At 61.4% G+C, this 11774-nt stretch carries 12 protein-coding genes; 10 read left to right on the top strand and 2 right to left on the bottom strand.

All coding sequences use genetic code 11. The features are described from left to right. From Q0072_RS17695 to Q0072_RS17675, 5 genes are all read left to right on the top strand, one after another. Positions 1-423: helix-turn-helix domain-containing protein (locus tag Q0072_RS17695; protein WP_298332878.1), on the top strand; the 423-nt coding region annotated here is incomplete at its 5' end. Further along, positions 424-1488, top strand: a complete 1065-nt coding sequence (locus Q0072_RS17690; protein WP_298332877.1) for a hypothetical protein — start codon at positions 424-426, stop codon at positions 1486-1488. Then, the gene (locus Q0072_RS17685; protein ID WP_298332876.1) at positions 1467-2192 is read left to right on the top strand and encodes an ABC transporter ATP-binding protein; all 726 of its coding nucleotides are present in this window, start codon (positions 1467-1469) and stop codon (positions 2190-2192) included. The genes Q0072_RS17690 and Q0072_RS17685 overlap by 22 nt, the downstream gene beginning before the upstream one ends. Positions 2193-2316: 124 nt before the next feature. After that, entirely contained in the window at positions 2317-2928 is a 612-nt protein-coding gene (locus Q0072_RS17680) for a superoxide dismutase (protein WP_298332875.1), read from the top strand. Between the two features lie 72 nt (positions 2929-3000). Then, on the top strand, positions 3001-3504 hold the full coding sequence (locus tag Q0072_RS17675) for a CinA family protein (RefSeq protein ID WP_298332874.1): 504 nt from the start codon (positions 3001-3003) through the stop codon (positions 3502-3504). Here Q0072_RS17675 and Q0072_RS17670 read toward each other — a convergent pair. After that, entirely contained in the window at positions 3501-3956 is a 456-nt protein-coding gene (locus Q0072_RS17670) for a type II toxin-antitoxin system RatA family toxin (protein ID WP_298332873.1), read from the bottom strand. The genes Q0072_RS17675 and Q0072_RS17670 overlap by 4 nt on opposite strands. Positions 3957-3959: 3 nt before the next feature. Then, positions 3960-4937, bottom strand: a complete 978-nt coding sequence (lipA, locus tag Q0072_RS17665; RefSeq protein ID WP_298332872.1) for a lipoyl synthase — start codon at positions 4935-4937, stop codon at positions 3960-3962. 137 nt (positions 4938-5074) lie between these two features. Between lipA and Q0072_RS17660 the strand changes: the two genes are divergently transcribed. The 5 genes from Q0072_RS17660 to Q0072_RS17640 all read left to right on the top strand — a co-directional run bounded on the left by Q0072_RS17660 (position 5075) and on the right by Q0072_RS17640 (position 11611). Then, a complete protein-coding gene (locus tag Q0072_RS17660; protein ID WP_298332871.1) occupies positions 5075-6001 on the top strand; it encodes an alpha/beta hydrolase in 927 nt (308 codons plus the stop codon). A 136-nt stretch (positions 6002-6137) separates the two neighbouring features. Next, positions 6138-7694: an AMP-binding protein gene (locus Q0072_RS17655; RefSeq protein ID WP_298332870.1), complete on the top strand. Its 1557-nt coding sequence runs from the start codon at positions 6138-6140 to the stop codon at positions 7692-7694. A gap of 32 nt (positions 7695-7726) precedes the next feature. Further along, a complete protein-coding gene (locus tag Q0072_RS17650) occupies positions 7727-8140 on the top strand; it encodes a hypothetical protein (protein ID WP_298332869.1) in 414 nt (137 codons plus the stop codon). 62 nt (positions 8141-8202) lie between these two features. Next, positions 8203-10278, top strand: coding sequence for a TonB-dependent receptor (locus Q0072_RS17645; RefSeq protein ID WP_298332868.1), 2076 nt, complete (start codon positions 8203-8205; stop codon positions 10276-10278). A gap of 1 nt (position 10279) precedes the next feature. Next, positions 10280-11611: a PepSY domain-containing protein gene (locus tag Q0072_RS17640; RefSeq protein ID WP_298332867.1), complete on the top strand. Its 1332-nt coding sequence runs from the start codon at positions 10280-10282 to the stop codon at positions 11609-11611. Positions 11612-11774 lie beyond the last annotated feature (163 nt).

Raw genomic sequence — 11774 nt, 5'->3', positions numbered from 1 at the left:
GACTCGTGGTCGCTGCTGATTATCCGCGACCTGATGTTCAAGGGGCGTTCGACCTATAAGGCCTTCCTCAATGCCGAGGAAAAGATCGCCACCAATATTCTGGCCGACCGCCTGTCGAAGCTGGAAAGCGCCGGGCTGATCTCCAAGGCCACCGATCCGGACGATGCGCGCAAATACATTTATCGCCTGACCGAAAAGGGTGCCGACCTGGCGCCTGTTCTGGTCGAGATGATGCTGTGGTCGAACAAGTACCACCTCACCGACACGCCCAAGGATTTTCTGACCAGCCTGCAAAAGAACAAGGCCGCCTTTACCACGCGCATTGTACGTGACGTGGCCACCGCCTCGCCGGCGAAGCCCGTCACACCAACGCCAAAAATCGAGCCGAAAGAAGAAACCCTCAACCTTTTCGACGGCTTCTGAGTGCAACCGGGCTTTCAGATACTGCTCAGACTGGATCATGAACGCCTGCGCAGCCGCTGGCGTGTCTGGCGACGGCATCCCTTGGATATCCTTGTGGCGCTCGGCTTGCTGAGCGGGTTGCCGTTCGGACTGTTTCAGGCTCTGAGCGCGCAAGCCCACGACAATCGTCCCATCTGGGCCTATAGCGCCGCCCTGCTCTTTTTCGCCGCGCGGCAGCTTTACCCCTCAGCGCGGTCGGCCTATGCGCAACGCCTGCTCAGTGGTCCCTTGTTCCCCCTGATCAGTGATCCGCAGGCGCGATGGCTGTGGTTTGCCCTTCGCACAGCCGTCCTTTGTCTGCCCGTAGGGCTGACGCTTCTGGTATTTCAGGCGATACTGGCCCCGCGCGATCTGGGGCTTTGGAGTCTGGGGGCGGTGTTGGGGCTGGGGACCGGGATGGTTTCGGCCATGATACCGCCGCTGTTTACAACAGGGGTGGCAAATGGCGCAGACCGCCTGCCCTTTGCGGCCCTGGCCCCGCTGTGGTGCCGACTGCGCCACAAACGGCTGTGGCTGCCCTGCGGCCTTCTGATCATCGGTGTACCGCTGGCGACGCATCTGGCGCTCTCCAACAACCCGGAACCCCAGACAGGTCTTGGTCTGTTCGGCCTTGGCTCTGCGCTTCTGGCCGTTCTGCTCTGTCCGGTTTCCGGCGAACTGACGCAGTTCCTGCGCTGGCAGCCGGGGTCATTGGTCCGCACCCTCACGCAAACCGCCCTTGCCCCCTTCGCCCTGTGGCTGGGCCTCTGCCTGCTCAGCCTGCTGATCAGCGGCGCGCCGCCGAAAGACGGGCTGCTGATCCTTCTGGCGCTGGGGGCTGCGACCGGGCTGCTTATTCTATGGACATTTCTGACCCGCTTCAGCCATAAGCCCGCGACGGCGGACTGGGTATTGGGGATTGATCTGGCGGTCGCGGCCCTGCTGGCCTTGCTGGCCCTGCCGGCGGCTATGTTATGGCTGGTTGTGCGCCTGATCCTCTTGATGCGGCGTGTAAGGAGAGAGAGATGGCGACCCAGCCTGCCCTGAGATGCGAGGACCTGTGCGTCGATATCGCCGGAAAGCGCATCGTGAAATCGGTGTCCCTCAACCTCGCGCACGGACAATGGTACGGCATTCTGGGGGTCAACGGCTCCGGCAAGACCACCCTGCTCAATGGCCTTAGTGGGCGGTTACCTGTGGCGCAGGGCCGTATCTGGCTGAGGGACGAAGATGTCACCGCCACACCGCAGCGCCGCGCCGCCCTGTGGGGCTATGCGCCGCCGCCCGACAGCCTGCCGCCCGAATTGACGCCGCAGGTGCTGCTGGCGCTGGTCGCCGAAAGCCGTAAGGCTCAGGTGCCGGACGACCCGGCCCTGCTTGAAGCGCTCGATTACAACGCCCTGCGCCACAAGATGATCGCCACCCTGTCGGCGGGTCAGAAGCAGAAGATCGCGCTTATGTGCGCCTTTGTGGGCGAGCCGGCGCAGATCATTCTGGATGAGCCTTTCAACTGGCTCGACCCCCTGGCCATCTATGCCCTCAAAAACTGTCTGACCCAGCGCGCCCGCGAAGGGGCCCTGATCCTGACCGCCCTGCACGATGTCAGCAGTTTCATGACGCGCTGCGACGCCGGTGTGCTGCTGGCCGATGGCGAAATAAAGCGAGGCTTTTCAAGCCATGACCTGAGCGAAGGACGCAAAGACATCGCGGCGTTCGAACACTCGCTGTATGCCAGCCTGCGCCCGGCTTAACCCCTGAAATTATAAGGCTAATTTTGAGAATTATTCTCACCGAAATTTGCCTTGAAAAGCGATTCCCGCCCCCATATATCGACTCTGGTTCTTTTCTATTCATTTCAAACCTGCCGAGGATGTCATGGCCTTCGAACTTCCCGCTCTGCCCTATCCGACCGACGCGCTTGAGCCGCACATGTCGGCCAATACCTTCAGCTTCCACCACGCCAAGCACCATAAGGCCTATGTGGACAATCTGAACAAGCTGATCGACGGCACCGAGTTCGCGGACAAGTCGCTGGTCGAAATCGTCAAGGCCTCGGAAGGCACCAATCCCGGCGTGTTCAACAATGCCGCTCAGGTGTGGAACCACACCTTCTTCTGGCACTCGATGAAGCCGAACGGCGGCGGTCAGCCGACGGGCGCCATCGCCGACAAGATCACTGCCGATTTCGGCTCGTTCGACGCCTTTGTCGAAGCCTTCAAGACCGCTGGCGCGACGCAGTTCGGTTCGGGCTGGGCGTGGCTGGTTCTGGGTCAGGACGGCAAGCTGAAGGTCGTGAAGACCGGCAATGCCGAAACCCCGTTCACCAAGGGCGACAAGCCGATCCTGACGCTCGACGTGTGGGAACACGCCTATTATCTCGACTATCAGAACCTGCGTCCGAAGTTCATCGAAACCTACCTCACCTCGCTGGTGAACTGGGACTTCGCCAACAGCAATCTGGACGCCCCGCTGCATCCGGGCGTGTAATTTCAGCTTTATTGGCTAGATTACGGGGTGTGGGGTCTATGACCCCACGCCTTTTCTTTTGGGAGCTTCTCCATGGACGCCTCTGATCTGGCTACGGACATTCTCGCCCTGGCGCGTGCGCAGGGTCGCACGCTGACGACGGCCGAAAGCTGCACCGGCGGACTGATCGCCGCGGCCCTGACGCGCATTTCGGGGGCGTCGGACGTGTTCCACGAAGGCTATGTCACCTATTCCAACGCTGCCAAGGCGAAGCTTCTGGGCGTACCGGAGGCGGTTCTGGCCGAACACGGCGCGGTCAGCCTGCCCGTCGCGCACGCCATGGCCGAAGGGGCGCTGACCTCTGCCGGGGCCGATCTGGCTCTCAGCGTGACGGGGATCGCCGGACCGACCGGCGGTTCCGCTGAAAAGCCCGTCGGCATGGTCTGCTTCGGGCTGGCCTTCCGCCTGCCCGATGGCGAGGTCCGATCCCAGGCCAATGTGCATGTGTTTGAAAATCTGGGCCGCGACTATATCCGCGAACAGTCTGTGATGTACGCGCTGCACTGGGCGCTGGAGCATCTGAGGGCGGAGGCTTAAGCCTTATCACCGTAAAGCTGCCTGGCGCGGGCCTCGAACACGCTCATCAGTCGGGTGACAGCGAGATTGAGATTAGCCTTCAGCATGGCATTGAGGATGGGATTTTTGAAATCCATATCCATGTCGAAATCGACCCGTGTGCCGCCCTCAATTTCGGTAAAATGCCAGTGGCCATTGAGTTTGCGCAGCGGTCCGCGCAGCAGGCCCATATGCAGGCTGAGATCGTCGGCGCGACGCGTGACGCGCGTCGAAAAGCGCTCAGACAACATCTTGTAGCCTACCGACACATCGGCATCGAACATGTGCACCCCATCCGAGGGGGAGGAGGCATTATAGGCGCGCAGCGAGGTAATCCACGGAATAAACTCCGGATACCGCTTCACATCGCTGACCATGTCCCACAGGTCCGACGCCGCATAGGGCAGGACGCGTTCAAGATGAAACTGCGCCACGTCTCAGGCCCGCTTGCCCGCCAGTTGCGCGTCTCGCGCGGCCCGCAGGCGCTCGAAATCTTCGCCCGCATGGTGCGATGAGCGCGTGAGCGGCGACGACGACACCATCAGGAAGCCCTTGGCGCGCGCGATCGACTCATAGGCCTTGAATTCGTCGGGCGTGACGAAGCGGTCAATGGCGGCATGTTTGCGCGTCGGCTGGAGGTACTGACCGATGGTGATGAAATCGACGCCGGCGGAGCGCATATCGTCCATCACCTGCATCACCTCTTCCTTGGTTTCCCCAAGGCCGACCATGATGCCAGACTTGGTGAACTGCGAAGGGTCGCGTTCCTTGACGCGCTCCAGCAGGCGAAGCGAATGGTAATAACGCGCGCCGGGACGGATTTTCAGATAGTTGCGCGGGACGGTTTCGAGGTTGTGGTTGAAGACGTCCGGTTTGGCGTCGATGACGATTTCCGCCGCACCGTCCTTGCGCAGGAAGTCCGGCGTCAGGATTTCAACGGTCGTCTTCGGCGATTGCAGGCGAATCTGACGGATCACCTCGGCGAAGTGTTCCGCCCCGCCATCGGCCAGATCATCACGGTCCACCGAGGTGATGACGACGTGCGACAGGCCCATCTTGGCCACGGTCATGCCGACGCGGTTCGGCTCATCGGAATCGAGCGGCTGCGGCAGACCGGTCTTGACGTTGCAGAAGGCGCAGGCCCGTGTACAGGTGTCGCCCATAATCATCAGGGTGGCGTGGTTCTTGGTCCAGCACTCACCGATATTGGGGCAGGCGGCCTCTTCGCACACGGTCACCAGCTTGGCGTCGCGCACGGTCTGGCGCGTCGCATTATAGCCTTCGGAGCCCGGCGCCTTAACGCGCAGCCAGTCCGGCTTCTTCAGAATCGGGGTGTCCGGACGATTCTGCTTTTCAGGATGGCGCAGGTCAGGCTTGGAAACCGAGGCGTCGAGCCGGTTGATCAGGGTAACCATGGGGACACTTTAATAAGGAAACAGTCCGTCCCTAATTGGGCTTTTTGCCCGGCATTATCAAGCCAAAAGGCCTTGTCCTTTATAACATAGGGTAACAAGGGATGGCCGCGCGGCGGAATCTGGCCTAAGCTGAGCCCATGTTCACTGCCCGTCCGCTGTCGCCTTCCCTGTCTCGCCGCCGCTTAATGGTCGGTGCGGCAGCCGGCATAGGCGCTGCATTGGTGGGCTGCACGCGCAACGAAGGCCCGGACCAGACGGGTGTGGCCTTTACCGACTCGCAAATCCCGCCCGGCCTGTCGCCCGACGCCTATCCGCCCGCCGGGTTCGTATGGAGCGGCTTCAAATTCGGCACCCTGCCCGAAGCGCGTTACGGCGTTGCCGCCCCTCCGCTCAATCCGCGTGGGCATTTGCTGATGCTGGCCGATGCCCGCTACCCCGCCGAAGTCTACTTCGGACTGGCGCAACAGGCCGTAGCCGACAAGCTGAGCGTATGGATTTTCGAAGCACCGGGTCAGGGCGGATCAGGCAAGTATCTTTCGCAAAATCAGGATATTGCCCTGCCTGACTTCAGACACCCTATCAAGGCCGCCGAGGCCTTTGTGACCGAGGTCGTTCGCCCCTCACCCACCAAGCCTCTCTATCTCTTTGGGCATGGGTCGGGGGCCCTGACGGCGCTGGCCATGGATGCGCGCAACTGGCCGCTGCGCGGCGTGCTGGCCTATGCGCCGTGGGACGCGTCGCAATCGGCGTCTCCGCCTGAATGGCACCGCGAGGACGAACCCGCCGATGCCTGGGGCAAGGTAGCGCATCGCTGGCGCATGGCCAATCCCGATCTGCGTCGCGTCCACCTGAGTGCGGGTTGGATCAGGCAGATGGGCGAGGCACGCCGGGCGCTTGGCGGCTTCCGGCTGGAGCTGGGCCGCACCGCCGCCCCCATGATTCTGGCCGGGACGGGCGATCTTAAGGCGCTATGTGGCGGGCGCACTCCCTGCGAGGTGAAACCCATTGTCCGGGAAGAAGAATTAGCGCCCGTTTTTGAGGCCTTTCTGAGCCTTGGCACCTGACATAACGGCCCCTCTCAATTATTTGAACAATGTTCAATTGACTTGTGGCGCAGAGACTCATAGGGTGTAATCAGAATTGATCGGCAGCCGCAGCGTAATGACGGCCCTTTAAGCCGATCAAAGGGAGTGATCGCGCATGGTGCGCCCTTTTGATGTCGAAGCCGAAACGAAATCCCTGTTCGACGCGCTTCTCGACGCCGCGGAAACACATGGCAAGTCCAAGATCATCATAGAAGATCAGGACCGCCAGCCTTCAGATTATAATGAATTTATCCTGCGCACCTTCGTGCTGGCGCGCCTGTTCGACAAGGCGCTGAAGAAAGAAACGCGCATCGGCCTGATGCTACCGACCTCGATGGGCGGGGCTCTGAGCTTCTTTGCCCTGCACGCCCACGGACGCACGCCGGTGATGATCAATTTCACCGCCGGCCCCGCCAATATCAAGACAGGCTGCCTGACCGCGAAGGTCAAGACGGTTATTACCTCGAAGCGCTTCGTGCAGCAGGCCAAGCTGGAAGACCTCGTTGAGGCCATGGGGCACTTTGTCCGCATCCTCTATCTCGAAGATTTGCGCAAATCGCTGTCCCTGCCCGACAAACTCTACGGTCTGGCGGCCTCCAAACTGCCGCGCCGTTTCGCGCATAAGGCAAAGCCCTCGGACATTGGCGTTATTCTTTTTACCTCGGGCAGCTTCGGCACACCGCGCGGTGTGGTGCTGACTCAGGCCAATCTGGTGCTCAACTGCGCCCAGATCGCCGCCCATATCGAACTGAAGCCGGAATGGGTGTGCTTCAACCCCATGCCGATCTTCCATTCGCTGGGCCTGACCGGCGGCCTGATCCTGCCGCTGTTGCAGGGGATGCGCAGCTTCCAGTACCCGTCGCCGCTGCACGTCAAGCAGATCCCCGGTCTGCTCAAGGAAACCAAGGCGTCGCTGCTGTTTTCGACCGACACCTTCCTCAACCAGTACGCCCGTCAGGCGCAACCGGACGATTTCGCGACCCTCGCCTTCGTGGTCTGCGGCGCCGAGAAGGTGCGCGACGAAACGCACAAGCTGTTCAGCGAACAGTACGGCCTGACTGTCATCGAAGGCTATGGCGTCACCGAAACCTCACCGGTTCTGGCGGTCAATCTGCCAACCGACAATCATTACGGCACGGTGGGCCGCGCCCTGCCCGGTATGCAGTTACGCCTTGAAGTGGTCGAAGGCATCCCCGAAGGCGGACGCCTGCACGTTAAGGGCCCGAACGTTATGGCCGGCTACATCAATCTCGAAACCCCCGACGTCATCGAAGCGCCAAAGGACGGCTGGCACGACACCGGGGATATTGTGTCGATCGACCGCCACGGCTGCATCCGCATCTTGGGCCGCGCCAAGCGCTTCGCCAAGATCGCCGGTGAGATGGTGTCGCTGACGGCCGTTGAGCGACTGGCCGAAGAGGTGTGGCCGGACCATCGCCACGCCGTCGTGTCGCTGGCTGATGACAAGAAGGGTGAGCGTCTGGTGCTCCTGACCGATCATGCGGCGGCGGACCTGTCCACCCTGTCCGATCAGGCGAAGGAGAAGGGCGTCCCGGCGCTGGCCATCCCCAGAAAGCTGGTCAAGGTCGAGTCGATTCCGGTCCTCGGTTCGGGCAAGACGGACTATGTGACGCTGCAAAAGCTGGCCGAGGTCGTGGCCAACGCCGCTTGACAGCCGACACACGCCAAGGTTAAGGCGGAAACATGGCCATAACCCGCACCCTGTCTCACGGCACAAAGGCCGGAAGCGAAACCCGCTTCTGGACTATGATCGCCGTGGTCATGGGCCTGCTGGTTCAGGTGCTTTTTCCGCCGCACCTTCTGGCCGCTTCGCGCGACGGGTCTGGTTTTGTCCTGTGTAACAGCCCGGTGCCGGTGGTCGATACGACCCTCAGCCAGGCCGTCGCCAAGGACAAGGCTGAAAAAGCCACTCAGGGCCTCAAATGCGCCGATTGCGTGCTGGCGGGCCTGACCGGCATGCCGCAGCCCGACCTTACTGTGGTCCCTGTCGTCTATCCGCAAAGCCTTGCGCCGCTGACGCCTGCGTCAGATGTGGCGCAGCCTAAGGCCCGTGCCCCGCCGCGCCCACATTCCTGCGGCCCCCCACACCTCGTCTGATCGATTTTTCGCTCAGCGTGCGTCAGCGCGCTGATATGTCGTGCTTTCAGACAGGTTATTTCATGAAAACCCGTATATTCGCGCTGTGCCTCAGCGCTTCCGGCCTCGCCCTGTGCGCCGCCCTGCCCGCTTTTGCCGCCCCTCTCTCATCCGAAGCGGATGAAATCCCCACCGTCATCGTCACCGGCCGTCTCAATCCCGAAGACCCGTCCGCCGTGCGTGACACCCGCGCCAAATTGTCGCGGACACCAGGCGCTGTATCCGTCGTCGCCTCCGAAACCTACAGCAACAGCTATGCGGTCGGGATGTACGACACGTTGAAAAACGTCTCCGGCGTCTTCGCGCAAAAGAAGTTCGGCGAAGACAGCCGCTTCTCTATTCGCGGCTCCGGTATCGGCAATTCGGCCCACAACCGGGGTTCATGGCTGTCCATCGACGGCGTACCGGTCAATCAGGCCGACGGCTCCGGCGATTATCAGGAGATCGACCCGCTGTCGGCGCGCTATATCGAAGTTTATAAGGGCGGCAATGCCCTGCGCTTCGGGGGCGCGCAACTGGGCGGGGCGGTCAATTACGTTACGACCAGCGGCCGCAATGCCGGTTATCGCACACTGGTGCGACTGGAAGGCGGCAGCTTCGGCACAACCCGCGGGCAGATCGCCTATGCCGATGTCATCGGCGACTACGACCTCTATGTGTCGGCCAGCACCGTCCATGCTGACGGCTGGCGTGACAATTCAGAACAGAATGGCAAGCGTGTGACGCTGAATATCGGTCGCCGCTTCGGTGAAGGCCGCTCGCTGCGCTTCATTTTTCAGGGCAATGACCTGGATCAGCGTATCGCCGGGGCTTTGACTCTACAGCAGGCCCTGACAACGCCCAAGGCGACGACCGCCGCCAACTATCCGCTGCTGCGTTACGGCCGCAACGTCAAATCCGCGCGCAGCACGGTGCAGGGCGACTGGCAGATCAATGACAACTGGCGCGTCGAAGGCGGCGTCTATGCCGCGTGGAAGCAGCTCATCCACCCCATCTCCATCTATATTGACCAGCAATATCAGAACTATGGCGCCTTTGCCCGCCTCGATGGACAGGGCACTGTGGGCGGCAAGCGCTACGACGTCTTTGCCGGGGTCAATTACCGAAGCGGCAATATCGACGCCCATACCTTTGCCAACAGCAATGGCCTGCCCGGAACGATGTCCGGTAACGCGGTGCAAAACGCCCAGAGCTGGGACGTGTTCGCAGAAGGCCGCCTGTTCGTTACAGACCAACTGGCCCTGATCGCCGGTGGGGCCTACGGCTGGACCCGACGCGACTATGTCAACTATCTCAATACGGCCAACAATGCGGATAAGGATTTCGACTGGTTCGCGCCGCGCGTTGGGCTTTTGTGGCAAAACGCCAGCGGTCAGCAGGTCTTCGCCAATGTCACCAAATCGGTCGAAGCCCCGACCTATGGCGCTCTGGTGCAGTCGCCCCTGCCGCAGTTTACCAGCGTGCGGCCGCAGGAGGCCGTGACCGCCGAAATCGGTACGCGCGGCCGCTCGCAACACCTGACCTGGGATGTGGCGCTTTATCGTGCGGAGATCGACGGTGAAATGCTCAACTTCATCGTGTCGCCCGACATTCCTGCCGCCACCTTCAACGCTCAAAATACCATCCATCAGGGGCTTGAAGCCGCGCTCGACTGGCGCATCGGCACGATCGGTAACTGGGCCGTCATGGCGCGTCAGACCTATACCTGGTCGGATTTCAAATTCGACCATGACAAGACCTATAGCAATGCCCGCCTGCCCATCATCCCCGAACACTACTACCGCGGTGAACTGGCCTTCAGTTCAAAGAGCGGCTGGCGTATCGCGCCGTCGGTGGAATGGACGCCGTCGGATGTGTGGGTCGATTACGCCAATACGCAAAAGGCACCGGGCTTCACTGTGTGGAACCTGTCGGCCTCCAAAAAGGTCAATGACGGGCTGGAAGTCTTCGTCGAAGGACGAAATCTGGACGACACGCGCTATGTGTCGAGCGTCACGGCGGTGACCGACTTCACCAAGGTCGCGGCCAGTTCGCGCTCGGCCTTCTGGCCCGGCGAAGGTCGTGCCGTGTTCATCGGCTTCAAGCTGACGGGGCAGTAGCATGAGTAAGGCGGCGAACGACACGGTTCGCCGCCAGATTATCGACTACCGGATGATCTGGCGGTGGCACTTCTATGCGGGGCTGGTGTGCATCCCCTTCATCGTGATCCTGTCTCTGACGGGGCCGATCTATCTGTTCAAGCCCCAGATCGAGGCGGCTATTGACCGCCCTTATAATCAGGTGGGCCGGGCCGGGCGGGTTCAGCCCCTGTCTGTGCAGGTTGAAGGCGCGCTGGCGGCCTTTCCCCACGCGCAGTTTCAGTCGATCGAGGTCCGACCGGACGTCACCGACGCGGGGCGGGTCACGCTGAGCGAAAACGGCGAACGGCTGCGCGTCTATGTGCACCCGGAAACCCTGACCATACTGAAATCCGTGCCCGAAGAGGCGCGGTTTATGAACATCGTCAAGACGATCCATGGTGAACTGTTTGCCGGGCTGTTCGGCACCCTGCTGGTTGAAACGGCGGCCTGCTGGGCCATAGTGATGATCATTACCGGCCTCTATCTGTGGTGGCCGCGGGGCACAAAAGGGCTGGCCGGAGTCCTGTGGCCGCGCCTTGAGGGCAAATTGTTCTGGCGCGATCTGCACGCGGTCACGGGTCTGTGGGTGTCGTTTTTTGCGCTCTGCCTGCTGCTGACCGGCCTGCCATGGACGACGGTCTGGGGGGCCGGCTTCAAGGTGGTGCGTCAGGCCGCGATTGCTCAGTCGTCAAAACCCGACTGGTCCACCAGCCGCGCAGCGGACAAGGTCAGCGAGCACGAAGGCCACGGCCACGGGGGCGCGCAAAGCGGGGGCGCGGTCGATCTGACGCTTCTGGACCATATGGCGGGCGAATTACGCGCCGCTGACCTGCCGCCGCCGGTCGTATTGATGGCCCCGGCCAAGGGCAAGCCGTGGCAGGGTGTCTCCCAGACCCAGAACCGACCCAAGGGCGTGACCGTCACCTTCGATCATATGGGCGATGTGGCGCAGATCAAAACCTTTGGTGACAAGCCACTCATCGACCGTGTGTTCGGTGTGGGCATTGCGCTGCACGAAGGGCAGTTGTTCGGCGCGCTCAATCAGGCGCTGGGCGTGCTGACGGCGGCGGGTCTGCTGACGCTGTGTGTTTCGGCGGTGATGATGTGGTGGCGACGGCGACCGGACAAGGTGACACTGGGCGCGCCCGCACGGCTGCCGGACGAACGGCTCGGCACGGGTCTGGGCCTGCTGATACTAGCCCTCGCCCTGTTCCTGCCGATGATGGGGCTTTGCCTGATCGTCGTGGCTCTGATCGAGCGATTGGTGCTGCGGCGTATCGTTCCCGTTCGCGATTGGCTGGGTCTGACGTGACGGAAGGTGAATTGCAAACCAAAACTGAATATTAAGTTGCGTTTTGAAATTTATAATTTTTGCAATAAAATCAAAAGCCCGCTCTGAAACAGAGCGGGCTTTTTAAACTTCAAAGCGAAAAATTTCGACGGGCCGCCCCAAGAAATTTTTCACGATACGGCGA

The sequence above is a fragment of the Asticcacaulis sp. genome, assembly GCF_027484505.1.
In the GTDB taxonomy this organism is placed as follows: domain Bacteria; phylum Pseudomonadota; class Alphaproteobacteria; order Caulobacterales; family Caulobacteraceae; genus Asticcacaulis.
The sequence above is the reverse complement of the archived record's forward strand: the minus strand, read 5'-3'. Positions and strand labels throughout refer to the sequence as shown.

Excerpts from the sequence above, each read along its gene's own strand:
- Q0072_RS17660 (WP_298332871.1), top strand. The coding sequence starts at position 5,075 with ATGTTCACTGCCCGTCCGCTGTCGCCTTCCCTGTCTCGCCGCCGCTTA.
- Q0072_RS17645 (WP_298332868.1), top strand. The coding sequence starts at position 8,203 with ATGAAAACCCGTATATTCGCGCTGTGCCTCAGCGCTTCCGGCCTCGCC.
- Q0072_RS17655 (WP_298332870.1), top strand. The coding sequence starts at position 6,138 with ATGGTGCGCCCTTTTGATGTCGAAGCCGAAACGAAATCCCTGTTCGAC.
- Q0072_RS17680 (WP_298332875.1), top strand. The coding sequence starts at position 2,317 with ATGGCCTTCGAACTTCCCGCTCTGCCCTATCCGACCGACGCGCTTGAG.
- Q0072_RS17640 (WP_298332867.1), top strand. The coding sequence starts at position 10,280 with ATGAGTAAGGCGGCGAACGACACGGTTCGCCGCCAGATTATCGACTAC.
- Q0072_RS17650 (WP_298332869.1), top strand. The coding sequence starts at position 7,727 with ATGGCCATAACCCGCACCCTGTCTCACGGCACAAAGGCCGGAAGCGAA.
- Q0072_RS17675 (WP_298332874.1), top strand. The coding sequence starts at position 3,001 with ATGGACGCCTCTGATCTGGCTACGGACATTCTCGCCCTGGCGCGTGCG.
- lipA (WP_298332872.1), bottom strand. The coding sequence starts at position 4,937 with ATGGTTACCCTGATCAACCGGCTCGACGCCTCGGTTTCCAAGCCTGAC.
- Q0072_RS17685 (WP_298332876.1), top strand. The coding sequence starts at position 1,467 with ATGGCGACCCAGCCTGCCCTGAGATGCGAGGACCTGTGCGTCGATATC.